Below are 23,599 nucleotides of genomic sequence, written 5' to 3' on the forward strand. Positions count from 1 at the left end.
CAATGAACGAATCACACATGCAGCACAGCCAGCACCAGCAGGCGTTTGCATCAGGGAAAATGGCGAAAGATCCGATCTGCGGAATGATGGTGGATAAGACCACAGCGTTGTCACGAGAGCGTGGCGGACGCACCTATTACTTTTGTAGTGATACCTGCCTACGCACCTTCGAGTCGCCAGAAAGTGAACTGAAGGCGATGAAAACCCGCGTGACCATCGCCCTGACCGGAGTACTGGCCTTGGCGCTACTGCGTGCGGGCGCCTTCATCGCGCTGGCCGCCGGTGCCACATTGCTGACTTGGGTGCCGATCCCAGCGCTCCCTTGGTTCACGTGGGGTATATGGCTTTTCCTGTTGGTAACTCCGGTGCAGTTCATCGGTGGTTGGAGTTTCTATAAGGGGGCGTGGAACGCCATTCGCACACGTAACATCAACATGGATTTTCTGATCGCCCTCGGCACGTCGGTCGCCTATTTCTACAGCGTCGCGGTGTTGTTCTTCCCAGACGTTTTACCGGTCAAGGTGGCCGAGCGCGACGTCTATTTCGAGGTGTCGGCGGTCATCATCGCCTTCGTCCTGCTGGGTAGGTACATGGAGGAGATCATCAAGAAGAAGTCCTCAGCCGCAGTACGGCGTTTGCTTGATCTCAAACCAGCGATCGCGCACGTGATTCGTGATGGACAAGAAGTCGACCTGCCCGCAGAAAGCGTCATGGCCGGCGAGTTCCTGGTCGTCAGACCAGGCGAAAAAATCCCCACCGATGGCGATGTCAGTGAAGGTCAGTCAACGGTAGATGAGTCCATGCTGACCGGTGAGTCGATGCCGGTGGACAAACACCCGGGCAGTCCGGTGATCGGAGGTACGCTCAATGGCAGTGGTGTGCTCACTTTCAAGGCGAGCAGGATCGGTGCCGACACCGCACTGGCGCAGATCATCAAGATGGTCGAAGAAGCACAGACCAGTACGGCACAGATCCAGCGATTGGCCGATCAGGTCACCGGCTACTTTGTGCCGGCGGTTGTGACGGTCGCACTGTTGGCCTTGGTCGGCTGGTCTCTTGCGGGGAATTTCCCACAGGGGTTATTGGCCTTTATCGCGGTTTTGATCATTTCATGCCCCTGTGCACTGGGCGTGGCGACGCCCGCCGCGTTAATGGTCGGTGTCGGCAAGGGGGCCGATAACGGCATCCTTATCCGCGGCGGCGAAGTATTGGAGCGGGCAGAAAAACTGAGTACGGTGGTGTTCGACAAAACCGGCACTATTACCCGAGGCGAACCAAACGTAACCGATGTGATCCCGCTTGGCATAGCGTTGGAAAATGAGGTTTTGATGCTCGCTGCCGCCGTGGAGTCTGGTTCAGAACATCCGCTCGGCGCAGCGATAGTGCGCGCCGCCCGGCATCGCGGCATCAGCCTGCCGAAAGCGACTGGAATCAATGGGATCGCCGGTCACGGCATCGAAGGCAGTGTAGACAGTCGCAAAATCTGGCTGGGCAACCGGCGTTTATTCGCCCGCCAAGGCATTTCGATCGAGGCTGCCGAGGAGCACCTCATCAGCCTGGAAGCTGATGGCAAGACCGCGATGCTGGTCGGTGTCAACGACCGTGTGCTCGGGGTGATTGCGGTGGCCGATACCATTAAACCTGAAGCGGCTGAAGCCGTTGCGGCATTGCAGGCAAGCGGCATCAAGGTCGTGCTACTTAGCGGCGACAACCACCGTACTGCCGAAGCGGTTGCGCGGCAGGTCGGCATCGAGCGAGTGATTGCCGAGGTCTTGCCGGACGACAAGGCCGCAGTGATCCGTCAATTGCAAAGCGAAGGGCAGATCGTGGCTATGGTTGGCGATGGTGTCAACGATGCACCTGCTCTGGCCACAGCTGACATTGGCATCGCAATCGGCTCGGGTTCTGATGTAGCCAAGGAAACCGGCAGCATCATCTTGCTCAAGAACGATGTACGCGACGTGGTCACCGCGATCAAGCTGTCGCGTGCAACCATGGTCAAGATTAAACAAAACCTGTTCTGGGCGTTCATCTACAACAGCATCGGCATTCCAATCGCGGCCTTTGGACTGCTTAACCCCATCATCGCTGCCGCTGCCATGGCACTCAGCTCCCTGTCGGTAATCGCCAACTCCGCGCTGCTGAAACGTGCCCGTATTGGCTTAAGTCAGGAGGCCAAATCATGAAGCGTGAAATTTTAATTATCTGCCTACTGGTAAGTGTTGTGGGCATCGCCACCGTGCTTTACCTGTTGGGGCTGACCGGCAAATCGTTTGTCATAGCAGCGATTTTCCTGCTGTGTCCGGTCTTGGTCGGGGTGCAACTTTTTCGCGGCGTCCGCCAATTTGATAAGGACATGGCCGAGGCTCATCGGCAACTGAAAAGGAAAAATCTGCCTTGATACTTTATGCGACTCACCTCTCTGAGTTTCCGACGCATTGGACACGTAAACCGATGCTCTGGCTCGCTATGCTCACACCTACGATAGCGCTTCAGCAGAATTGGAAGTGGTCTTGCGTTATAGCCGTTCCTCCCATTCCCTACTACAAGGAGTGCCATCATGAATCAACATAACTAGCCCCAGCACCGCGCAAGGGGTACCAATTGGTACTTTTTAGGCTTCCTAGCCATCGCCGGCTATTTCCTGTTCACCGAGAACAGGACCCAAATCGTTCCGTATCTGCCATTCCTGCTACTACTGGCAATGGTCACAATGTTGTTTGGTTGAAAAAACCTATTTTTGGGAAAATAAAATGCGCAAATTATGGGTAATCCTGGCAGCTTTGGTCGCGCTAAACCTAAATGGCTGCGGCTACAACACGTTTCAGAGCAACGACGAGCAAATTAAAGCGAGCTGGTCTGAGGTAGTAAATCAATACCAACGTCGCGCGGATCTGGTACCTAATCTGGTCAATACCGTCAAAGGCTATGCTTCGCATGAAAAAGAAGTATTGACCCAGGTGACGCAAGCGCGCGCTCAGGCGAGTTCCATACAAGTGACGCCAGAAGTACTCAATGACCCGGCCGCCTTTGCCAAATTTCAGGCTGCACAAGGCGAGCTGTCCGGTGCGTTGTCCCGATTGCTGGCAGTGAGCGAAAACTACCCGCAACTAAAAGCTGATGCCGGTTTTCGCGATTTGCAGGCGCAGCTGGAAGGCACCGAAAACCGCATCGCAGTGGCGCGTAACCGTTACATCAAGGCAGTGCAGGAATACAACGTCACGGTCCGCTCCTTCCCCTCCAATCTGACGGCGATGGTATTCGGATACAAAGAGAAGCCTAATTTCACCGTCGGAAACGAAAAGGAAATTGCTAAGCCACCCAGTGTAGATTTCGGGTCGACACCTGCGATCTCTCCAAACGAGCCTCAGGGAGCAGCCAAGTGATGACGGTACGCAGGACCAGCGCGGCGGCATTGTTTGCCCTTATGCTTTGCTGGTCTTTCCTCGCGGGCGCTCAAGTCGCAGTTCCACCACTAACTGGCCGGGTGACTGACCAGACCGCTACGCTCACCACAGACCAGATAGCAAGTCTTGAGCAAACTTTACGGGCATTTGAAGCCCAAAAAGGCACTCAGCTCGCTCTTCTCATTGTCCCCACCACCCAGCCGGAAACGATCGAACAATATGCTTTGCGCGTTGCGGAGCAATGGAAGTTAGGCCGAAAAAAAGTGGATGACGGCGCAATCCTGGTCATCGCTAAGACCGACCGTACGCTTCGCATCGAAGTTGGCTACGGGCTTGAGGGCGTACTCAATGACGCTACCAGCAAGCGCATCATCAGCGAGATCATTACGCCACGTTTCAAACAAGGCGACTTCTATGGTGGCATTGCTGCTGGGCTCAACCAGATGATCCAGGTAGTTGATGGCGAGCCGTTGCCAGCCCCCAACGGACAACCTGCCGGCGGTAGCCCAGATTTCCGGCAGTATGCTCCGCTCGTTTTTATTCTTGCCCTCGTGATCGGTAGAGTGCTGCGCCCCGCTCTGGGCAGACTTCCAGGCGCTCTCATCACTGGCGGGGTTGTGGCTGTTATCGCTTGGTTGGTTGCCGGCGCAGTGTTCATTGCGTTGGGCGCGGGCGTGATGGCGCTCTTGTTCACGTTGGTAGGCGGCGGTATGGGCGGATACGGAATGGGGGGACGCGGAGGATTCGGTCGAGGTGGTGGTGGCTTCGGGGGTGGTGGAGGCGGGTTTGGCGGCGGCGGCGCATCGGGGAGGTGGTGACCATGAATATCAAACGCATTATGAAACACCTCGCTATGACCCACTGGGAGGTCAACCGGGCATTCCCCCGCAAAACGTTGTTCGCGATTGAGCAAGCGATCAAAGCCGGCGAGACCGCACACGTCGGAGAAATCCGTTTCGTCGTGGAGGGCGCACTGGATAGCACGCCGCTTTTCAAAGGCCAATCCGCACAAGAACGCGCTGTCGATGTGTTTTCACAATTGCGTATATGGGACACCGCTCACAATAACGGCGTGCTGATTTATCTATTGCTGGCTGACCGGGACGTGGAGATTGTTGCCGATCGCGGGATTCACGCAAAGGCGGGCTCTCAAGAATGGCAAAGCATTTGCCGCCAGATGGAAGCCGCCTTTAAACAGACCAACTATGAAGGCGGCGTGGTCAGCGGTATTCAGGCAGTTACACAGCATCTGATGAAACACTATCCCGCTGTCGACGGTGACCGGAATGAATTGCCGGATACACCAGTGGTGCTCTGAACCCTCCTTAACGGAAACCAACCAAAAACCTCAAACACGCTCAATCGAGGAACAGAACATGACACTCCAACTGGATCAACATGACGCTGTAGTCGCTGTATTCGCTCACCATCAGGATGCGGAAGACGCTGTCCGCAAACTTGCAGGCAGCGATTTCGACATGACGCATTTCAGTATCGTCGGACAAGGCTTTCATTCCGAGGAGAAGGTTGTGGGCTTCTACAACGTCGGCGACCGAATTAAATTTTAGGGCAAGAAGGGCGCATTTTGGGGCAGCCTTTGGAGCCTGTTCTTCGGAGGAGTATTTCTGACCATTCCTGCCATCGGGCCTGTCATGGTGCTTGGTCACTTGGCTGCTATCGTCGTTGCTGCTGTCGAGGGCGCCGTTCTCGTTGGAGGATTGAGCGCCCTTGGTGCAGCTCTTTTCAGCATCGGCACTCCGAAGGACAGCGTTATACAGTACGAGCAAGCCGTCAAAGCTGATAGATTTCTGCCCAAACAGCATTTATGGGCGCCTATGTAGCTGACGAGGGCAATTCGCGCTTCAGTCTGCTGGTTTCACAGGCAACGCCCGTAGGCCTCAACTTTCGACGTATTCAGTGCGTTTTCAAACAGCCTGGACCCAAAGCAGACCTCCATGACACGCAACTATTGGCCGATTGTGTTGAAAAAGTCGGCCCTTCCAGGCTGACCACGTACCGGCTGCTGAAAATGCCTTTTTTGCGCGCAGCTACGCGAAATCCAGACCGCCGCTGTTATGCTTGGGAAAGCTCAGGCTTGCAGAAATGGTTCTGAAAGCCTAAGGGCGCTGGAGGTGTTGGTCTGGCTGGCCGCGACTGCTGTGGCCAGCCCTTCAAATGTGCTTGTAACGCGGGGATCAGTCGTCGTGGTGTTTGCGCCAACCATAGTGATGACCATGGTCGTGGTGGTGACGACGCCAGCCCTGATCGTCGTCATCGTCGTCATCGCCGCGACCACGGTAGTGATGACCACTTTCCTCATCATATTCCCGGCCCATGTGGTTGCCCAGGGCACCGCCCACGCCGCCACCGGCCGCCGCGCCGATCAGACTGCCAGTGGTACCGCCCATCTTGCGACCTACTACGTTACCGCCGGCTGCGCCCAGTGCGCCACCAATGGCCGCTTCGCCACGGCTGTGTTTGTTGGCGCCCACCGCACTACCGGCCGCGCCACCCACACCTGCGCCGATTGCCGAACCGGTGCTGCCACCGATCGACTGGCCGACCACCGAGCCCAATACTCCGCCCAATGCGCCGCCTACGCCTGCTTCGGTATTGCTGCCTGCCGACGCAACGCCGCTTAGCAGACCAAATGACAACAAGAGAATCGAGGAGTACTTCATTTATAAAAACCTCAAAGTGGTGCCGAGGCGATCCTGAGTCTCTCGACGATGGCTTACAATTGAAATCCGACGAGTAACACGACTTGGAAAAATTCACTAAGTCGCTGTTTTTTCGATGAAACTTTAGGAGGTTTCGGCGGTCCTAGGCTAATCGTGACAGGCCTTTTCAGAGATGAAAAAGCCTTTTTGGGGGGCGAAAATAACCGCTAACCAGGCTAGCGGTTAGTGGCACGTTGAGCAGAGGTTTTGGCCGGTCGTTAATGTTCACGATGTTTTGATTTTTTTTAGGTTTCTTGAGACCCGCTTACCAGGAATCTTCCGGTCAAAAGTCGATTGATAGCTAGGGCTAGCTTCAGGCGAAGGTTCCCATTCGCTCATCATGAGCAAGCACCATTTCACATACTTGGAAGGCGTGCATTCGCTCGACCAGCCCCGAAATGACGGCTTTTGGCCGTTTTCTACTCTCTGCGAAAGGCAGCTAAGGGTCCAGGCTGTGTGAAAACACCAGTGATTGTCCAACCTTCTGATCGTCGAGATCGTATCGGGGGCGATCATGAAGCGATTCATCGAAGGTGAGACTCGGACGCAAATGACGTTGATACCGGAGGGCCTGGACGATTACGTAGCCGAAGAAAATCCAGTCCGAGTGGTCGACGTTTTCGTCGATGAACTCGATCTGGGTGCACTTGGGTTTGAAGGTGTTGATCCAGCTGCAACGGGGCGTCCGGCCTACCATCCAGCGATCTTGCTGAAGATCTATATCTACGGCTATCTCAATCGCATTCAGTCCAGTCGCAGGGTTGAACGTGAGGCCGAGCGCAACGTCGAGTTGATGTGGCTGACGGGGCGCTTGGCTCCTGACTTCAAAACCATCGCCGACTTTCGCAAAAACAACAGCAAAGCCATTCGCAGCGTCTGCCGTCAAACGCACATGCCCAGGAAGCTCAATTTCCCTGGAGGGACCTCAACAGCATATTGCAAGCAGATCTCGCCGAGGCTCGTCAAAAGCTGCACTGACGCTTGGGACTTATGGCACAAGTCTCGATGCTTTGAGACTAATGATTATGGTCCGCAAAAGAGCACCGACTTCGCCGAACGTTACCAGCCAAGCCTTTCAGCCTCAGAGGGGCACCAAACCGAAGCTGAGCGCGGTAGGTAAAGTAGTGATAGGACATAATCAAACTGCTCAGAAGAGACTTTCATCTCACGAACAGAAGTTCCCATCTCAGCGTGAGGAAACCAAATTTTCGCGGGCAACTCAATGCCTCGGCGCTCGTGGTGTACTCCAGAAGCAACAGCAATTGAGCCGGCCGGAACGGGGACAGTCTGTTTTCGAGTACGAAAAAAAGCACCTGCGCGAGCTGCCGTACGACTGGAAAAAGCCCACTGCATATAACCATCACGGGACAAAACCAACACAGCACTATCTTCAGTGTACTGAATCCACTTCAACACTGCCGCGGTCAGGGAAACGCCGTATCGGTCAGCACAGTGCCCGAGCAATTCAAGATCTACAGTCGCCGTGACTTGCGCCCGGAAATCGTCCAGCGGCATCAGCAGAAAGGACGCAAACAAGTCTGCTTGCGCTTCAATTGTCTTGTTCTCCCAGTCGAGCAACCGCATCTTTCTTACTCATAAAACCAACACTCCTCCCCTATAAAACAATTGCTTTACTCCAATAATCAAAATAGCGCTACAAGCGGCACACCATTCACCGCGGAGGCCTCTTCCAGTCTTGTAACTAAGTTCTGCAACTTTACTTTCACTTCTGTCTCAGTAACCTGAAACGTCCCGCCCTGCCCCCCCTTCAGGACCGGCACGGCCTGACCACAAGTTGCAGGTCCTATTTCGGGCTTGGTTGATCTGGGCTGACCTAGGATCGAGCGGTGATCGTTATGACGCCACCGCTAATCGAACATGACAGGCTTTCGTCAATCACCCGGCATTGAATCTTGATTTCATCCGTGTTGCCGGCGTTTTTTGGCCTCGCGAAATCCCAAAAGCATACCGACCTTATTCAGGCCCCCGCCCCTCGTTCATCGCGCACTCGTACTGGACCATCGGGATGACGACAGAGTCGCAAGCGTGGACTCTGATCTGGCTGCCATCGTGCGAACTGTCCGAGTAGGTGGTTTCAAATTGGCCGCCATCCTACTGAAATTCTGGCCAATGGCCATAGATCTGCATGGAGAGCTGAGGGCGCGCTGAAGGACACACAAATGCTGAGGCATACCCTTATCGCGATTTCGCTCAAAATTCAACAGAGCGCTTCTGAGGCGCCTTCTCGGGGCAATGGAGGGTAGCGTTACATTCGGCTTGAAAAGCGGGGTAGGATTTTTGAGAAGAATCCGGGGAAAACGTTACATATGGGGAACATCGAGGCAAAAACGAGCGAACGTTACATTTTTTGATATTTTGCGAGGATTTTGACGGAGAGTGTAATTTTAAGCAGCGATAAATTCTTGTAAATACTGGCATTTTTTGTTGAAACGCGAGTTTTTCCTGTAGCCCTCTATAGTGTTACATATATAGATCTTAAGGATTAATCTGTTGGTAAAACGATCACACAGCACCACAGCACCCCGAGCCAGCGCAGGGCGGATCACCTCGGCAAGATGCTGGGCCCGCGCGGCGAAGACCAGCAGCAATTCGGTGTCCGGGTTCATCAGCTCTTCAACCGGTGCCAACAGCACTTCGCGGATACGCTCGGCCAGTGGCGTACCGCCCGGTTCGCGAGTCAGCACAACCTCAATACCCGCGGCGCGCAGGCGCTCGGCCAGGTATTCGCGATTGGTGCTCTTGCCGGCGCCTTCCGGGCCTTCCAGCGTAATAAACAAGCCAGTCACAGGCAGTCCTTAGTCAGAGTCATTGCGGGCTTTGCGGGGCGGCTGGGTCCGGCTCGGGAGCAGTCGCTGGCGCAGGTGCGGGATCTTGCGCCGGCACTGGCGACAGGGCTTCCGGGGCCGGATCGGGTGAAGCAGCCGGAATCGGTGCCTGGCCTTCCGCGGCCGGGTTCTCCTGCGTGTCGGGTACAGTGGCGGGCGCCGGGCTGGAGCGGTAATCGGCACGACGCTTGAGCTGGAACTCGCGCACGGCGTTGTTGTGGGCATCCAGGTCATCGGAGAACACGTGGCTGCCATCGCCACGAGCGACAAAATACAGGCTGTTGCCAGCCACCGGATTCAACGCCGCATGAATCGCTTCACGACCGACCATGGCGATCGGGGTCGGTGGCAGGCCGGCAATCACATAAGTGTTGTAAGGCGTCGGTTCCTTGAGATGGGCGCGGGTCAATTTGCCGCTGTACCGCTCACCGAGGCCATAGATCACCGTCGGGTCGGTCTGCAGCAACATGCCCATCGCCATCCGCCGGACAAACACACCGGCAATCTGCCCACGTTCCTGTGGCACGCCGGTTTCCTTTTCCACCAGCGAGGCCATGATCAACGCCTGATAGGGTTCGGTGTAGGGCGCATCAGGGGCGCGCCGCTCCCATTCCTTGGCGAGTACTTCATTAAGACGGTCATAGGCTGTTTTCAGCAGTTCTGCGTCGGACATTCCACGAACGAAGCGATAGGTGTCAGGGAAGAATCGTCCCTCAGGGAAAATTCCGCCATGGCCGAGCTTATCCATGACCTGGGTGTCGCTCAGGCCGTCCAGGGTGTGATCGAGTTTCTCTTCCTTGGCCAAGGCGGCGCGAACCTGATGGAAGTTCCAGCCTTCGACCAGGGTTACGCTGTACTGCACCATTTCTCCGCGCTTCCACAGATCGATCAGACCTTCTACGGTCATGCCGGGAAGCATGCGGTATTCGCCGCTGTGCAAGGGTTGTTTCGGTAGATTGAAACGCCAGTACAGGCGCAGCCAGAAAGCGTCCTTGATGACGCCATCGGCTTCGAGTCGGTAGAAGGTGCGGGTCGGCGTGGTGCCCTTGGGCACCTCCAGCAGTTCTTCCTGAGCGATATTCAGCGGCTGAACCAGCGCCGAATGAACTTTCCAGGCAGAAGCGCCCAACATCAGCCCTGCCAGAACCAGTCCGGTTTCCAGCAGCAGCAAGAATTTACGTCTCACGTATCAAGCATCCAGTAGCGCACGGGCAATGGTTTGGAGTTTACGGGTGAGCGGCCCAACCGGCCAGCTCAGTGCGGCATAGGCATGCACGGGCCAAATACCATACACGCTGTTGCAGACAAAGACTTCGTCAGCCCATTGCAGCTGTTCGAGGGTGATATCGGTGATTTGCGTGGGAATGCCCAATGACTCGGCTTGAAACAATATCTCGGCACGCATCACACCTTCCACGCCGCAACGTTTCAGATCGGCCGTGATCAACTCGCCATTGCGTACGAGGAACAGGTTACTGAACACACCTTCGATCACGCGCCCAGCCTGATCGAGCATCAGGCCTTCGGCATGTTCGGTGTCTTGCCATTCGGCGCGGGCGATCACCTGTTCGAGGCGGTTCAGGTGCTTGAGACCGGCGAGCAGTGGCTGAATGGAAAGTCGTGTCGTGCAGGGAAACAGTCGAACACCCTGCTCAGCATGGGCGGCTGGATAAACGGCTGGAGGATTACCAGACAGGATACGTCGGGCCTGGGCTGAAGGATCGAAAGCGTAGCCACGCAAGCCATCGCCGCGAGTCACGATCAGCTTGAGCACACCTTCGTCCAGCTCCCTGGCGTAAGCCAGCAGCTCCGCGGCCATCGCATCACGATCAAGGTTGATCGCCAACCGCTGGCACCCCTTCGCCAAACGCTGCAGATGGCGGTCCAGCAACACTGGAAGGCCACGCCGCACGGCAATGGTCTCGAACAGACCATCACCGTAAGCCAGGCCGCGATCCTTCAGCGACACTGCGTCAGCCGGCTGACCGTCGACCCGGCTTTCCATCAGCCTGCAAACCGGCGGAACACCAGCGAGCCGTTGGTACCGCCAAAACCGAAGGAGTTGGAGAGGACGACATCGATATCCATATTGCGCGCGGTGTGCGGCACAAAATCGAGATCGCAACCTTCGTCCGGTTCATCGAGGTTGATGGTCGGTGGCGCCACCTGACTGTTGATCGCCAGCACGCTGAAGATCGCCTCGACCGCGCCCGCCGCACCCAGCAGGTGACCGGTCATGGATTTGGTCGAACTGACGGCCAGCTTGTAGGCGTGATCGCCGAACACCGAACGGATCGCATTGGCTTCCGCCAGGTCGCCAGCAGGCGTCGAGGTGCCATGGGCGTTGATGTACTGCACTTGATCGCCATTGATCCTGGCGTCGCGCAAGGCATTGGTGATGCAGCGCGCAGCACCGGCGCCATCAGCCGGAGGCGAAGTCATGTGATAGGCATCGCCACTGGTGCCGAAACCGATCAGTTCGGCATAGATGGTCGCGCCGCGTGCCTTGGCGTGTTCCAGCTCTTCAAGAACCAGCGCACCGGCACCATCGGAAAGCACGAAGCCATCACGGCCCTTGTCCCATGGGCGGCTGGCGCGGGCCGGTTCGTCATTGCGGGTCGACAAGGCGCGAGAGGCGCCAAAGCCGCCCATGCCCAGGCCACAGGCCGCCATTTCGGAGCCGCCGGCAATCATCACGTCAGCTTCGTCGTACATGATGTTGCGTGCAGCCATGCCAATGCAGTGCGTACCCGTGGTACAAGCGGTGGCGATGGCGTAGTTAGGTCCCTGTGCACCCAAGTGGATCGACAGGAAACCGGAAATCATATTGATGATCGAGCCAGGCACGAAAAACGGCGAAATCCGTCGTGGGCCGGAATCATGCAGGGTACGGCTGGTTTCTTCGATATTGGTCAGTCCGCCAATGCCCGAGCCCATGGCGACACCAATGCGCTCACGGTTGGCATCGGTGACTTCCAGGCCGGCATTGCGTACCGCCTGAAAACCTGCCGCCAGGCCGTACTGAATGAACAAGTCGAGCTTGCGGGCTTCCTTGACCGACAGGTATTCCTCGACATTGAAACCCTTTACCGAGCCGCCAAAACGGGTGGAATAGGCAGAAAGGTCGGTGTGTTCGATCAGACCAATGCCACTGCGGCCAGCCAGAATGCCCTGCCAGCTGCTTGGCACATCCGTGCCCAGTGGCGACAACATACCCATACCGGTGACTACGACGCGTCTACGCGACACAGCACTCTCCTTTTTTGAAATGACGACTTTGCATCAGGCCTAAAGAAAAAACCGCACGCCGTGATAGCAGTGCGGTTTTTCCATGACAGCAAGCAACGATTACAAACTATTACGCCTGGTGGCTAGTAACGTAGTCGATTGCAGCTTGTACAGTAGTGATCTTCTCAGCTTCTTCGTCAGGGATTTCGGTCTCGAATTCCTCTTCCAGAGCCATCACCAGCTCAACGGTGTCAAGGGAGTCAGCACCCAGGTCTTCAACGAAGGAGGCAGTGTTGATCACTTCTTCTTCTTTAACGCCCAGTTGCTCGGCAACGATTTTCTTGACGCGCTCTTCGATGGTGCTCATACCTTGTTTTCACTCCTAATGGACAAATTCAGGCAGCTGGCCAGTGGGTAAGTGTATAGAAAGACTTTTCAGCTTTTCAACTGAAAGCTTCACTCCTCAAACCCTGCAGCCCTCTGCCTATAAATAGATTGCAGCTTTATAACGGATTTTAGACAGCTCGTATGACATTTTTTTGAAGCAATCCGTCACATTTAACTCATGTACATCCCGCCGTTCACCGGGATTGTAGCCCCAGTAACGTATGCCGCACCGTCGGACGCAAGAAAAGCGACCACAGACGCGATCTCTTGTGCTTGCCCCAGACGACCCAGCGGAATCTGCGCCTGCAAGGCTTCACGCTGCGCCTCGGGCAGTTCGCGGGTCATATCGGTATCGATGAACCCTGGGGCCACCGAGTTTACCGTAATCGAACGCGAACCGACTTCACGCGCCAGTGCACGACTGAAACCTTCCAGACCGGCCTTGGCGGCAGCGTAGTTTACTTGGCCTGCGTTGCCCATGGCACCCACAACCGAGCCAATACTGATAATTCGTCCCCAGCGGGCCTTGGTCATACCACGCAAAACGCCCTTGGACAGGCGGAACAGACTGTTCAGGTTGGTATCGACAACGTCATGCCACTCGTCGTCTTTCATGCGCATCATCAGGTTATCGCGGGTGATGCCGGCATTATTGACCAGAATCGCCGGCGCACCGAACTGCTCCTGAATGCTCGCCAGGACAGCCGCCACGGACTCGTCGCTGGTGACATTGAGTTCCAGGCCAGTGCCCTGAATGCCATTTTCCTTCAGGGTGGCGGCAATGCGCTCGGCACCCGAAGCCGAGGTCGCGGTGCCCACAACGATGGCGCCCTGACGACCCAGTTCCAGGGCGATAGCCTGGCCGATACCGCGGCTTGCACCAGTGACCAGTGCAACTTTACCTTGCAGACTCATGCAAGCTTCTCCTGATTCAGGCCAGCGCTGCACGAGCGGCAGCGAAAGCGTCTGGGGTATTGAGGTTGGAAGTCGATACGCCTTCGGCGCAGCGTTTGTTCAGACCGGCCAGCACTTTGCCCGGGCCGCATTCGACCAATTGAGTTGCCCCCTTGGCCGCCAGCGCCTGGACCGATTCGACCCAGCGCACAGGCTTGTAGAGCTGTTCAAGCAGATCGCGCTTGAGGGTTTGCAGATCGGCCGGCACCTCGGCACTGACGTTCTGCACCACCGGAATCTGCGGCGCCTGCCAGTCGATCGCAGCGATCGACTCAGCGAAACGCTCGGCGGCCGGGCGCATCAGCTCGCAATGGGACGGCACACTGACCGGCAGTGGCATGGCGCGCTTGGCACCACGAGCCTTGCAGCCTTCGATGGCGCGTTCGACCGCCGCCTTGGCACCAGCGATAACCACTTGGCCCGGGGAGTTGAAGTTGACCGCGCTGACCACTTCGCCTTGTGCCGCTTCAGCACAGGCCGCCACTACGTCAGCATCGTCCAGTCCGAGGATGGCGGCCATGCCACCCTGCCCGGCCGGAACGGCTTCCTGCATCAGTTGGCCACGACGCTCGACCAGCTTCACTGCATCGCCCAGGCTCAGGCTGCCCGCCGCGACCAGCGCGCTGTATTCACCCAGGCTGTGACCGGCCACGTAGGCCGGACGCGCACCACCTTCAGCCAGCCACAGACGCCACAGGGCGATCGAGGCGGTCAGAATGGCCGGCTGAGTCTTATCGGTTTGATTGAGTTGCTCTTCCGGCCCTTGCTGGGTCAGTGCCCACAGGTCGTAACCCAGAGCATCGGAAGCTTCTTTGAATGTTTCGAGGACAACCGGATGTTGCGCGCCCAACTCGGCCAGCATGCCGAGGGACTGCGAACCCTGTCCCGGAAAGACGAATGCGAGGGAAGCAGACATGTAACAAGCCCCTAATGATCTTGTCGTCGGAGAATTGACGTCCCTCTAGGGGGACGCAAGAAACTGACAGTTGGATGGCCAATTGAACTGAGCGGTCACATTTAAGCATTGTCCGACGAAAACGCCTAAAGCAACAAATCCGCAAGACGACCGTGAAGCCGTTCAGGCAGGTTTTCCTGAATCTCGATCAAGGCACGCTGAATGGCACTCTGAAAGCCCTGCACTCCGGCAGAACCGTGACTTTTCACCACAATCCCCTGCAACCCCAAAAAGCTTGCGCCATTATGCCGCGCCGGAGCCAGATCCGCCTGCAGACGCTTCATCAACGGCAGCGCCAATGCACCGACCATTCGCGACATCAGGGTTTTCTTGAACAATGCCTCGATGCGTCCGGCAATCATGGTGGCCAGGCCTTCGCTGGATTTGAGCAGGATATTGCCGACAAAGCCATCACACACCACGACATCCGCCTCACCACGGTACAAGCCGTCACCCTCTATGAAACCGATGTAATTGATACCACGGGCATTCTGCAACAACGTTGCCGCCAGCTTGACCTGCTGGTTGCCCTTGATGTCTTCAGTGCCGATGTTCAGCAGCGCTACACGCGGACGAACAATACCGAGGGTTTCTGCCGCGACAGACCCCATCACCGCGAACTGCAACAAGTGCTCGGCACTGCAATCGACATTCGCACCCAGGTCGAGTAACTGGCAGTACCCTTTCTGCGTCGGAATCGCCGCGATCATGGCGGGCCGATCAATGCCAGGCAAGGTCTTGAGCACAAACCGCGACAACGCCATCAGCGCACCGGTGTTGCCGGCACTGACACAGGCCTGGACCTTGCCGTCACGCAGCAACTCAAGCGCCACGCGCATCGAGGAATCAGGTTTGCCGCGCAGGGCCTGGGCCGGTTTTTCGTCCATGGTGATGAATTCGGACGCAGGTGTAATCGACAGGCGAGCGCGATCCACAGCCGAATGGCCGGCGATCAATTCTTCAAGGAGGGAGGCTTGACCGACGAGGGTCAGGTGCAGCGAGGGTGTAGCAGACAGGCAAGCAAGGCTGGCCTGGACAATGCTGCGGGGACCGAAGTCCCCGCCCATTGCGTCAATCGCGATGACTTGAGCGGACAAGTGATTACTCGTCAGCGCCCTTGTCGATCACTTTACGGCCACGGTATACGCCTTCTGGCGATACGTGGTGACGCAGGTGAACTTCACCAGTGGTTTTTTCTACAGACAGAGTGCTAGCCTCAAGAGCGTCGTGCGAACGGCGCATGTCACGGGCAGAGCGGGATTTTTTGTTCTGCTGAACAGCCATAATTGATTAACTCCTAAACGTTTGGGTCACGCTTTAACTGCGCCAATACACTGAACGGGTTGGACCGCGTTACCTCGTCCTCGCTCGGTTCGGGCTCATCTGCTCCCGCCGGCTGCTGGCATTCTTCCGGATGATGAGCAGGCACAATGGGCAAGGCGAGCAGAAGCTCCTCCTCGATCAGTGACTGCAGATCCAATGGATCTTCGCCCAGTTCCAGCACGTCATAACCTTTCGGCAACGACTGGGTATTCGCACCCTCCTTCACCACAGCATAACTGCATTCGCTATGGATCGGCAGGGTGACCAGCTCAAGACAACGCTGGCAAACCATTTTGACTTCAGTGTCGATAAAGCTGTGGATGACCACAGATTTACGTTCATCTCGTTCAAAAACGAATTTAGCCTGCACCGTACCGACATTGTCGGAAAGCGGGTCGCAGAGTCTCTCCAAATCGGCCAGCAGCATTTCACCTTGAAGGGTGGTGCCACGGTCAGCCAATTTGCGCGGGTCAACGTGAGGTGGAATCGGGTCATTCAACATAGGCGCAGCATTATAGGGATGCCCCCGCCCATGTCAAAGGAAATTCAGCCCTGTCCGTCACTTGGAAGGCTCGCTAGAATTCCCGCCTGCCTTTTGGAGTTGCCCATGCTGCCTTTATTACTCGCTTCCAGCTCGGTCTATCGCCGGGAATTGTTGGCCCGCCTGCTACTGCCGTTTACCTGTAGCTCGCCGGATATCGACGAAAGCCATCGCCCGGGCGAGACCGCCGTTGATCTGGTCAAGCGCCTCGCCGAGGAAAAAGCCCGCGCACTGACCGGCCGTCACAGCGCTCACTTGATCATTGGCTCCGACCAGGTTGCCGTGCTCGGGGACAACATCATCGGCAAGCCCCACACCTTCGAAAAGGCCCGCGAACAACTGCTGGCCGCCAGCGGTGCCAGCGTGACCTTCCTGACGGGCCTGGCACTGCTCAATAGCCAGACCGGTCACTGCCAGGTCGATTGCATACCGTTCACCGTGCACATGCGCACCCTCGACAGCGCGCGCATCGAGCGCTACCTGCGCGCCGAACAACCCTACGACTGCGCTGGCAGCTTCAAAGCCGAAGGCCTGGGCGTGAGCCTGTTCCAAAGCACCGAAGGCCCGGACGCCACCAGCCTGATCGGATTACCGCTGATCCGCCTTGTCGACATGCTGCTGACTGAAGGCGTGCAAATTCCCTGAGCCACAAAAAACCGGCCAAACGGGCCGGTTCTTTTAAGCATCCAAAAGATCAACGCAGCGATGGACCATTGAAACCCATCCACATCGCCAAATGCTCAGCGACGCTGGCGCCGAGCTTTTTCGAGAAGCGATCGAACGGCGACTCCTGAACCGTGAAGTCCACCAGCTCTTTTTCGCCGATCACATCCCGGGCAACCGAACTGGCATTACCCAGGCCGTCGATCAGCCCCAGTGGCAATGCTTGCTCGCCAGACCAGACCAGACCGGAGAACAGCTCAGGATGCTCTTTGTCCTTCAGGCGATCGCCCCGCCCCTGCTTGACGCTGTTGATGAACTGATTGTGCGTGGTATCGAGCACACCCTGCCAAAACGCCGTCTCTTCCGGCTTTTGCGGCTGGAACGGATCGAGGAACGACTTATGCTCGCCAGAGGTGTAGGTACGACGCTCAACCCCCAGCTTCTCCATGGTACCGACAAAGCCGTAACCGGCCGCCGTGACGCCGATGGAACCCACCAGGCTCGCTTTGTCGGCGTAGATCTGATCGGCCGCACTGGCAATGTAATACGCGCCGGAAGCCCCAAGATCCGAAATCACCGCATAGAGCTTGGTATCCGGATGCAGACCACGCAGACGGCGAATCTCGTCATACACGTAACCTGACTGCACCGGACTGCCACCCGGACTGTTGATTCGCAGGATCACGCCCTTGACCTTATCGTCCTCGAAGGCCGCTCGCAGGCTTCCAACGATATTGTCGGCGCTGGCCGGCTCCTTGTCGGCGATCATCCCCGTCACGTCGATCAATGCGGTGTAATGGGCGCTGCGGGTGGCGGCTTTTTCCATGTCCATCAGCGGCGTGAACAGGGCCAGCGCACCAAACAGGTACACAAACGTCAGCAACTTGAAGAAAATCCCCCAGCGACGGGACCGACGCTGTTCCTGCACACTGGCCAGCAGCGTCTTTTCCAGCAGCTTCCAGCTTTTCTCGTCACCGCTCTCTGCGCTCGACTTGGCGGGCGCTTTCCATTCGTCGGTCATGCCATCTACCCCAGCAACAACGTATTAAGCCCGCTGACTCAGCCAGGCATGCAATTCTGAAAAGCGATCGACCGCCAGCCGCGGGCCGAACAGCTTCAGCGCCTCGATCGATTGAGCACCGTAGCTGACCGCCACCGAATCCATCCCGGCATTGCGCGCCATCTGCAGATCGAACGACGAGTCGCCAACCATCAGCGCCTGCGCGGGAGCCACCTTACAATGAGCCAGGATCTGCTCAAGCATCAGCGGATGCGGCTTGCTGGCGGTCTCGTCAGCCGCACGGGTGATGTCGAAATAATCTTCCCAGCCATGGGATTTCAATACCCGGTCCAGCCCGCGACGGGCCTTGCCGGTCGCCACAGCCAGATGATAGCCCTCGGCACGAAACGCTTCGAGCGACTCGACCACACCTTCGAACAACGGCGAAGGCACAGCTTCCGATGCGATGTAGTGATCCGCATAATGCTGACGAAAGGCTATCAGCTCGGCATCGCCGATTTCGGGGTACAAGGTGCGGATCGCTTCCGGCAGGCCAAGGCCGATGATGCCTTTGACGGCGAAATCATCACGCAACGGAAAACCGGTTCGCTCCGATGCCACATGCATCGCTTCGACAATCCGACCAATGGAATCGGCGAGCGTGCCATCCCAATCGAAAATCAGCAGCTTGTAATCAGATGGGCGCACTCAATCGCTCCACGGTCTTGGCCCACATCTCATCGACCGGCGCCTGCAACTTGAGTTCACCGCCATCGGGCAGCGGCACGGTCAGCATGTAGGCGTGCAGAAACAGGCGCTTGCCGCCCAGGTCGCGAATTTCCTTACTGAAATCGTCATCGCCGTACTTGGTATCGCCGGCAATGCAGTGCCCGGCGTGCAACGTGTGGACGCGGATCTGGTGAGTGCGGCCGGTGATCGGCTTGGCTTCGATCAGGGTGGCAAAGTCGCCAAAGCGACGCAGGACCTTGAACACGGTCACAGACTCCTTGCCCTCCTCCTCGTCGACCTCGACCATGCGCTCGCCGGAGCGCAGATTGCTCTTGCCGAGCGCCGCACGGACTTGCTTGATCGAGCTCGCCCAGTTGCCACGAACCAGCGCCATGTAGCGCTTATCGACACCATCACCGCGCAATGCGGTGTGCAAGTGACGCAACATGCTGCGCTTCTTGGCGATCATCAGCAGCCCGGAAGTGTCACGGTCAAGACGGTGAACCAGCTCCAGCTCCTTGCAATCGGGGCGCAACTGACGGAAGGCTTCGATGACGCCGTAATTCAAGCCACTACCGCCGTGAACAGCGATGCCAGCAGGCTTGTTGATCACGATCAGCGCCTTGTCTTCATAGACAATCGAGGCTTCGAGTCGCTGCAGCAGGCCTTGGGCCAGCGGCACCGGTTCGTCGCGTTCAGGCACGCGAACCGGCGGCACGCGCACGATATCGCCCGCTTGCAGCTTGTATTCGGGCTTGATCCGCCCCTTGTTCACCCGCACTTCGCCCTTGCGTAAAATGCGGTAAATCAGGGTCTTGGGCACGCCTTTGAGCCGAGCGAGAAGGAAGTTATCAATACGTTGGCCGGCATATTCCGGCGAGACCTCAAGCAGTTGTACGCCTGGGGTCGAGGGGGCTGTAGTCGTCATGCGGCGGATGATAACAATTTTTTATGGAATTGAAGCACTTAATCATTGCTGCTATAGTCGCGAACGCCGCCAAAAGCGGCCTGGACAGCGGACCAACGGTCAAAAACCGACCCTGACCAACGCAATTCACCAGGACGCGAGGCCGTCCTACGGGGCTTTCGCTACGTAACGGTGGAGTTTGCAGTTGTAACAAGCGCAGGTGACATGAGGCCTGAATCAAACCGCAAAGCAGAGTTTTCACTCGTCTTGCGAGCCAATATTCATGGCCAGTTCACAAAGTGCAGTCAGCTGCGAATGACCCCGAGCGAACGCTTCGGAAACAACGCCTAAATTAGCCATGATGCGTGACCTCCCCTATCGGAGCTCACGGTAAATGCCAACCCGCTGCGGATTCTGCGCGCGGCAGCACCCGAATTATCAGGGATACGTGTAGGGTGGAGATGCACAACCGCTGGACTGTGTAGCAATAGGCTTTATCAAGACGCTTCATCTCGTCCACAGCCGCTGGTTGATTCCTCCTCCTGACTGAGTGCTTAAGTAGCCACAGCAAGCAGGACGCGTACGTCGCGACGCCGGCCCAATTGGTCGGGGTTCGCTAGACACTGGAGTGTCCAACCACTCCTGACGCACCTGACACCGACCGTGAGAAGTCGTGTGTGCCGAACGCCGTTTCCGGCAGCCCGGAAACCGACGGTACTACATGAAAAGAATGCTGATTAACGCAACTCAACCCGAAGAGTTGCGTGTTGCACTGGTAGATGGCCAGCGCCTCTACGACCTGGACATCGAATCCGGTGCACGCGAGCAGAAGAAGGCCAACATCTATAAAGGCCGGATTACTCGCATCGAACCAAGCCTTGAGGCTGCCTTTGTCGATTTCGGCTCCGAGCGCCACGGCTTCCTGCCACTCAAAGAAATCTCCCGCGAATACTTCAAGAAAGCCCCTGAAGGCCGCGTCAACATCAAAGACGTCCTGAGCGAAGGCCAGGAAGTCATCGTTCAGGTCGAAAAAGAAGAACGTGGCAACAAGGGCGCCGCCCTGACCACGTTCATCAGCCTGGCCGGTCGTTACCTGGTACTGATGCCGAACAACCCGCGTGCCGGCGGTATCTCCCGTCGCATCGAAGGCGAAGAGCGCAACGAACTGCGTGAAGCCCTGAACGGCCTGGTTGCCCCGGCCGACATGGGTCTGATCGTGCGCACTGCCGGCCTGGGCCGCAGCAGTGAAGAAATGCAGTGGGACCTCGACTACCTGCTGCAACTCTGGACCGCCATCAAAGAAGCCTCGCTGGATCGCTCCGCGCCATTCCTGATCTATCAGGAAAGCAACGTGATCATCCGCGCCATCCGCGATTACCTGCGCCAGGACATCGGCGAAGTGCTGATCGACAGCGTCGAAGCCCAGGACGAAGCCCTGACCTTCATCCGCCAGGTGATGCCGCAGTACGCCAGCAAGATCAAGCTGTACGAAGACAGCGTTCCGCTGTTCAACCGCTTCCAGATCGAAAGCCAGATCGAAACCGCATTCCAGCGCGTCGTCGAACTGCCTTCCGGCGGCTCCATCGTTATCGATCCGACCGAAGCCCTGGTGTCCATCGACATCAACTCGGCGCGCGCCACCAAAGGCAGCGACATCGAAGAAACCGCCCTGCAGACCAACCTCGAAGCCGCCGAAGAAATCGCCCGTCAGTTGCGCCTGCGTGACATTGGCGGCCTGATCGTCATCGACTTCATCGACATGACCCCTGCCAAGAACCAGCGCGCCGTGGAAGAAAAAGTCCGCGAATGCCTGGAAGCCGACCGCGCCCGCGTGCAAGTCGGTCGCATCTCACGCTTCGGCCTGCTGGAAATGTCCCGTCAGCGCCTGCGTCCTTCCCTGGGCGAAAGCAGTGGCATCGTCTGCCCGCGTTGCAACGGCACCGGCATCATCCGTGATGTTGAATCGCTGTCGCTGGCGATCCTGCGCCTGATCGAAGAAGAAGCACTGAAAGACCGCACCGCCGAAGTTCGCGCCCAGGTGCCGATCCCGGTCGCCGCGTTCCTGCTCAACGAAAAACGCAACTCGATCACCAAGATCGAACTGCGCACCCGTGCCCGCATCGTTATTCTGCCGAACGATCACCTCGAAACGCCGCACTTCGAAGTTCAGCGTCTGCGTGATGACAGCCCTGAAGCCGCGATCAACCAGTCCAGCTACGAAATCGCTGCTGCCGCTGCCGAAGTGGAAGAAGTCCAGCCGGCCGCAGCGACCCGCACCCTGGTTCGCCAGGAAGCCGCGGTCAAGACTGCGCCAGCCCGTGCCAACGCTCCGGTTCCGACCGAAGTCGTTGCCGCTCCGGTTGCCGCTCCCGTCGCCGCTCCAGAGCCAAGCCTGTTCAAGGGCCTGGTGAAGTCGCTGGTCAGCCTGTTCGCCTCCAAGGAAGAGCCTGCTGCCCCGGCCGTGGTCGAGAAACCGGCTGCCACCGAGCGTCCGGCTCGCAGCAATGAAGAACAACGTCGCAACGGTCGCCAGCAGAGCCGCAACCGTAACGGTCGCCGCGATGAAGAACGCAAGCCGCGCGAAGAACGTGCACCGCGTGAAGAGCGCGCACCACGTGAGCCACGCGAAGAGCGTCAACCACGCGAAGCCCGTGAAGAGACACCAGCCGTAGCACGTGAAGAACGCGCACCGCGTGCTCCACGAGAAGAACGTGCACCTCGCGCACCGCGTGAAGACCGCAAGCCACGTGGCGAACGCGAAGAGCGCGTTCGTGAACTGCGTGAGCCTCTGGATGCTGCTCCGGCTGCTGCTCCGGCTGCGGCGGCGACCGCTGAAGAGCGCCCGGCCCGCCCGCCACGCGAAGAACGTGCTCCACGCCCACCGCGTGAAGAACGTCAACCCCGTGCCGAGCAAGCCGCTGCCGTCGCTGAAGAAGAGCTGACCACCAACGAAGAGCAACTGCAGGAAGAAGGTCAGGACGGCGCCGAAGGCGATCGCCCACGCCGCCGTTCCCGTGGCCAGCGTCGTCGCAGCAACCGTCGCGAGCGTCAACGCGATGCCAACGGCAATGTGATCGAAGGTTCGGAAGAATCCGAATCCGGCGAAAGCAATGAAGCACCAAGCACCGCCGACCTCGCCGCCGGCCTGGCTGTTACCGCAGCCGTTGCCAGCACCGTGATCAGCGCCCCGGCCGAAGCACAGGCCAACGAGCAAGCCGAACGCGCCACTGCCGCCACCCTGGAAATCGCTCCAGTCGAAGCGCCAGTCGTTGAAGCGACTACCCCGGTCGAAGCCAGCGCATCGCCGGAAGTCGAAGTGGCACAAGCACCACACGTAGAGCCTGTGGTTGAAGCGCCTGTCGTGGTTGCAGAGCCGGTTGTCGAAACCGCCACTGAAACCGTGACCGAAGCCGTTCGTGAAGCTCGCGAAGAGCAAACCGCGTTCAACTGGGTTGCCGAGCCAGCCGTAACCGAAACTCCAGCGCCAGTCGTTGAAGCTCCGGCGATTGAAGCTCCGGTTGCCGATGCAGTGACCTCCGAGCCGGTCGTCGCAGCAGCCGAGCCTGCTCCTGTCGTGGAAACGCCGGTAGTTGCCGAAGTGCCTGCATCAGTGGTTGCTGCCGCTCCGGCCAATGCCCTGACACCAAGTGGCCGCGCACCGAACGACCCGCGTGAAGTGCGTCGTCGCAAGCGTGAAGAAGAGCGCCTGCAGAAGGAAGCCGAATTGGCTGCCGCTGCTGCTCAGGCTGAAGCAGTCGTTGCTGAAGTGGCCGAGGCAGCACCTGCCCCGACTGCAGAAGTTGATGCCGAGCCAGCTCAATCCGCAATCCACGAAGCACCACGCTCCGTTCAGGAAGCGATTGAGCAACACGAACAAGCCCTGGAAAAAAAACACGAGCCTAAACCTCTCGTCTGATTCCATCGGCTAATGAAAAGCCC

23 protein-coding genes and 2 pseudogenes are annotated in these 23,599 nt (G+C 57.7%); 9 read left to right on the top strand and 16 right to left on the bottom strand.

Annotation, left to right across the window (positions count from 1 at the left end; translation table 11 throughout):
- The first annotated feature begins 2 nt into the window (after positions 1–2).
- The 6 genes from AC1Q6D_RS15635 (at position 3) to AC1Q6D_RS15660 (ending at position 4,725) form a co-directional block, all read left to right on the top strand.
- Positions 3–2,186 (top strand): heavy metal translocating P-type ATPase, encoded by a 2,184-nt coding sequence (locus AC1Q6D_RS15635; protein WP_103406404.1) that lies wholly within the window; start codon positions 3–5, stop codon positions 2,184–2,186.
- Positions 2,183–2,401, top strand: coding sequence for a hypothetical protein (locus tag AC1Q6D_RS15640; RefSeq protein ID WP_103406403.1), 219 nt, complete (start codon positions 2,183–2,185; stop codon positions 2,399–2,401). The genes AC1Q6D_RS15635 and AC1Q6D_RS15640 overlap by 4 nt, the downstream gene beginning before the upstream one ends.
- Positions 2,402–2,644: 243 nt before the next feature.
- The gene (locus AC1Q6D_RS15645) at positions 2,645–2,728 is read left to right on the top strand and encodes a hypothetical protein (protein WP_219739217.1); all 84 of its coding nucleotides are present in this window, start codon (positions 2,645–2,647) and stop codon (positions 2,726–2,728) included.
- Between the two features lie 25 nt (positions 2,729–2,753).
- The gene (locus AC1Q6D_RS15650; protein ID WP_103406402.1) at positions 2,754–3,386 is read left to right on the top strand and encodes a LemA family protein; all 633 of its coding nucleotides are present in this window, start codon (positions 2,754–2,756) and stop codon (positions 3,384–3,386) included.
- Positions 3,386–4,225: a TPM domain-containing protein gene (locus AC1Q6D_RS15655; protein WP_492618479.1), complete on the top strand. Its 840-nt coding sequence runs from the start codon at positions 3,386–3,388 to the stop codon at positions 4,223–4,225. Before AC1Q6D_RS15650 ends, AC1Q6D_RS15655 begins: the two co-directional genes overlap by 1 nt.
- Before the next feature lie 2 nt (positions 4,226–4,227).
- Positions 4,228–4,725, top strand: coding sequence for a TPM domain-containing protein (locus AC1Q6D_RS15660; protein WP_103406467.1), 498 nt, complete (start codon positions 4,228–4,230; stop codon positions 4,723–4,725).
- A gap of 40 nt (positions 4,726–4,765) precedes the next feature.
- Here the strand turns inward: AC1Q6D_RS15660 and AC1Q6D_RS15665 are convergent, their stop codons facing one another.
- Both AC1Q6D_RS15665 and AC1Q6D_RS15670 read right to left on the bottom strand, forming a co-directional pair.
- Positions 4,766–5,230 carry a hypothetical protein gene (locus tag AC1Q6D_RS15665; protein WP_103406442.1) on the bottom strand — a complete coding sequence of 155 codons (465 nt, stop codon included), beginning with the start codon at positions 5,228–5,230 and terminating at the stop codon, positions 4,766–4,768.
- Positions 5,231–5,602: 372 nt separating this feature from the next.
- Positions 5,603–6,088 (bottom strand): glycine zipper domain-containing protein, encoded by a 486-nt coding sequence (locus tag AC1Q6D_RS15670; RefSeq protein WP_103406443.1) that lies wholly within the window; start codon positions 6,086–6,088, stop codon positions 5,603–5,605.
- A gap of 553 nt (positions 6,089–6,641) precedes the next feature.
- On the opposite strand from AC1Q6D_RS15670, the pseudogene AC1Q6D_RS15675 reads away from it, so the two are divergent.
- A pseudogene (locus tag AC1Q6D_RS15675) lies at positions 6,642–7,013 on the top strand (transposase); the annotation flags it as partial.
- Between the two features lie 173 nt (positions 7,014–7,186).
- Here AC1Q6D_RS15675 and AC1Q6D_RS15680 read toward each other — a convergent pair.
- The 11 genes and pseudogenes from AC1Q6D_RS15680 to AC1Q6D_RS15730 all read right to left on the bottom strand — a co-directional run bounded on the left by AC1Q6D_RS15680 (position 7,187) and on the right by AC1Q6D_RS15730 (position 16,322).
- Positions 7,187–7,711 (bottom strand): ImmA/IrrE family metallo-endopeptidase, encoded by a 525-nt coding sequence (locus AC1Q6D_RS15680; protein WP_146041535.1) that lies wholly within the window; start codon positions 7,709–7,711, stop codon positions 7,187–7,189.
- Positions 7,712–8,637: 926 nt separating this feature from the next.
- Positions 8,638–8,934 (bottom strand): annotated as a pseudogene (gene tmk / locus AC1Q6D_RS15685) (dTMP kinase); the annotation flags it as partial.
- Positions 8,935–8,953: 19 nt separating this feature from the next.
- Positions 8,954–10,159, bottom strand: coding sequence for an endolytic transglycosylase MltG (gene mltG / locus AC1Q6D_RS15690; RefSeq protein ID WP_103406444.1), 1,206 nt, complete (start codon positions 10,157–10,159; stop codon positions 8,954–8,956).
- A gap of 3 nt (positions 10,160–10,162) precedes the next feature.
- Positions 10,163–10,978: an aminodeoxychorismate lyase gene (gene pabC / locus AC1Q6D_RS15695; RefSeq protein ID WP_103406445.1), complete on the bottom strand. Its 816-nt coding sequence runs from the start codon at positions 10,976–10,978 to the stop codon at positions 10,163–10,165.
- Positions 10,978–12,222, bottom strand: a complete 1,245-nt coding sequence (gene fabF, locus AC1Q6D_RS15700; RefSeq protein ID WP_047526983.1) for a beta-ketoacyl-ACP synthase II — start codon at positions 12,220–12,222, stop codon at positions 10,978–10,980. Before fabF ends, pabC begins: the two co-directional genes overlap by 1 nt.
- Before the next feature lie 109 nt (positions 12,223–12,331).
- Complete coding sequence (gene acpP, locus AC1Q6D_RS15705; RefSeq protein WP_024076962.1) at positions 12,332–12,568, bottom strand: acyl carrier protein; 237 nt, start codon at positions 12,566–12,568, stop codon at positions 12,332–12,334.
- Between the two features lie 191 nt (positions 12,569–12,759).
- Positions 12,760–13,503: a 3-oxoacyl-ACP reductase FabG gene (fabG, locus tag AC1Q6D_RS15710; protein WP_047526979.1), complete on the bottom strand. Its 744-nt coding sequence runs from the start codon at positions 13,501–13,503 to the stop codon at positions 12,760–12,762.
- Between the two features lie 16 nt (positions 13,504–13,519).
- Positions 13,520–14,458, bottom strand: a complete 939-nt coding sequence (fabD, locus tag AC1Q6D_RS15715; protein WP_047526978.1) for an ACP S-malonyltransferase — start codon at positions 14,456–14,458, stop codon at positions 13,520–13,522.
- A gap of 125 nt (positions 14,459–14,583) precedes the next feature.
- Positions 14,584–15,594: a phosphate acyltransferase PlsX gene (gene plsX / locus AC1Q6D_RS15720; protein ID WP_090467772.1), complete on the bottom strand. Its 1,011-nt coding sequence runs from the start codon at positions 15,592–15,594 to the stop codon at positions 14,584–14,586.
- Positions 15,595–15,598: 4 nt separating this feature from the next.
- Complete coding sequence (gene rpmF, locus AC1Q6D_RS15725) at positions 15,599–15,781, bottom strand: 50S ribosomal protein L32 (protein WP_003179396.1); 183 nt, start codon at positions 15,779–15,781, stop codon at positions 15,599–15,601.
- Between the two features lie 13 nt (positions 15,782–15,794).
- The gene (locus AC1Q6D_RS15730; protein ID WP_007942001.1) at positions 15,795–16,322 is read right to left on the bottom strand and encodes a YceD family protein; all 528 of its coding nucleotides are present in this window, start codon (positions 16,320–16,322) and stop codon (positions 15,795–15,797) included.
- A 105-nt stretch (positions 16,323–16,427) separates the two neighbouring features.
- On the opposite strand from AC1Q6D_RS15730, the gene AC1Q6D_RS15735 reads away from it, so the two are divergent.
- Complete coding sequence (locus AC1Q6D_RS15735) at positions 16,428–17,006, top strand: Maf family protein (RefSeq protein WP_103406446.1); 579 nt, start codon at positions 16,428–16,430, stop codon at positions 17,004–17,006.
- A 49-nt stretch (positions 17,007–17,055) separates the two neighbouring features.
- Here AC1Q6D_RS15735 and AC1Q6D_RS15740 read toward each other — a convergent pair whose 3' ends face one another.
- The 3 genes from AC1Q6D_RS15740 to rluC are packed head-to-tail and all read right to left on the bottom strand — an operon-like array spanning position 17,056 to position 19,681.
- Positions 17,056–18,045, bottom strand: a complete 990-nt coding sequence (locus AC1Q6D_RS15740; RefSeq protein WP_047526972.1) for a S49 family peptidase — start codon at positions 18,043–18,045, stop codon at positions 17,056–17,058.
- 24 nt (positions 18,046–18,069) lie between these two features.
- Positions 18,070–18,732: an HAD-IA family hydrolase gene (locus AC1Q6D_RS15745; protein ID WP_103406447.1), complete on the bottom strand. Its 663-nt coding sequence runs from the start codon at positions 18,730–18,732 to the stop codon at positions 18,070–18,072.
- Positions 18,719–19,681 carry a 23S rRNA pseudouridine(955/2504/2580) synthase RluC gene (rluC, locus tag AC1Q6D_RS15750; protein WP_103406448.1) on the bottom strand — a complete coding sequence of 321 codons (963 nt, stop codon included), beginning with the start codon at positions 19,679–19,681 and terminating at the stop codon, positions 18,719–18,721. The genes AC1Q6D_RS15745 and rluC overlap by 14 nt, the downstream gene beginning before the upstream one ends.
- Positions 19,682–20,381: 700 nt before the next feature.
- On the opposite strand from rluC, the gene rne reads away from it, so the two are divergent.
- Positions 20,382–23,576, top strand: a complete 3,195-nt coding sequence (gene rne / locus AC1Q6D_RS15755) for a ribonuclease E (protein WP_103406449.1) — start codon at positions 20,382–20,384, stop codon at positions 23,574–23,576.
- Positions 23,577–23,599: the final 23 nt, after the last annotated feature.

This window comes from Pseudomonas sp. MT92 (assembly GCF_058792515.1).

Coding starts and splice junctions, on each gene's coding strand:
- rne (WP_103406449.1), top strand. CDS start 20,382: ATGAAAAGAATGCTGATTAACGCAACTCAACCCGAAGAGTTGCGTGTT.
- AC1Q6D_RS15655 (WP_492618479.1), top strand. CDS start 3,386: ATGACGGTACGCAGGACCAGCGCGGCGGCATTGTTTGCCCTTATGCTT.
- fabG (WP_047526979.1), bottom strand. CDS start 13,503: ATGAGTCTGCAAGGTAAAGTTGCACTGGTCACTGGTGCAAGCCGCGGT.
- rluC (WP_103406448.1), bottom strand. CDS start 19,681: ATGACGACTACAGCCCCCTCGACCCCAGGCGTACAACTGCTTGAGGTC.
- AC1Q6D_RS15650 (WP_103406402.1), top strand. CDS start 2,754: ATGCGCAAATTATGGGTAATCCTGGCAGCTTTGGTCGCGCTAAACCTA.
- rpmF (WP_003179396.1), bottom strand. CDS start 15,781: ATGGCTGTTCAGCAGAACAAAAAATCCCGCTCTGCCCGTGACATGCGC.
- AC1Q6D_RS15635 (WP_103406404.1), top strand. CDS start 3: ATGAACGAATCACACATGCAGCACAGCCAGCACCAGCAGGCGTTTGCA.
- pabC (WP_103406445.1), bottom strand. CDS start 10,978: ATGGAAAGCCGGGTCGACGGTCAGCCGGCTGACGCAGTGTCGCTGAAG.
- AC1Q6D_RS15660 (WP_103406467.1), top strand. CDS start 4,228: ATGAATATCAAACGCATTATGAAACACCTCGCTATGACCCACTGGGAG.
- AC1Q6D_RS15640 (WP_103406403.1), top strand. CDS start 2,183: ATGAAGCGTGAAATTTTAATTATCTGCCTACTGGTAAGTGTTGTGGGC.
- AC1Q6D_RS15730 (WP_007942001.1), bottom strand. CDS start 16,322: ATGTTGAATGACCCGATTCCACCTCACGTTGACCCGCGCAAATTGGCT.
- AC1Q6D_RS15735 (WP_103406446.1), top strand. CDS start 16,428: ATGCTGCCTTTATTACTCGCTTCCAGCTCGGTCTATCGCCGGGAATTG.
- AC1Q6D_RS15680 (WP_146041535.1), bottom strand. CDS start 7,711: ATGCGGTTGCTCGACTGGGAGAACAAGACAATTGAAGCGCAAGCAGAC.
- AC1Q6D_RS15665 (WP_103406442.1), bottom strand. CDS start 5,230: ATGCTGTTTGGGCAGAAATCTATCAGCTTTGACGGCTTGCTCGTACTG.
- fabD (WP_047526978.1), bottom strand. CDS start 14,458: ATGTCTGCTTCCCTCGCATTCGTCTTTCCGGGACAGGGTTCGCAGTCC.
- AC1Q6D_RS15670 (WP_103406443.1), bottom strand. CDS start 6,088: ATGAAGTACTCCTCGATTCTCTTGTTGTCATTTGGTCTGCTAAGCGGC.
- acpP (WP_024076962.1), bottom strand. CDS start 12,568: ATGAGCACCATCGAAGAGCGCGTCAAGAAAATCGTTGCCGAGCAACTG.
- AC1Q6D_RS15740 (WP_047526972.1), bottom strand. CDS start 18,045: ATGACCGACGAATGGAAAGCGCCCGCCAAGTCGAGCGCAGAGAGCGGT.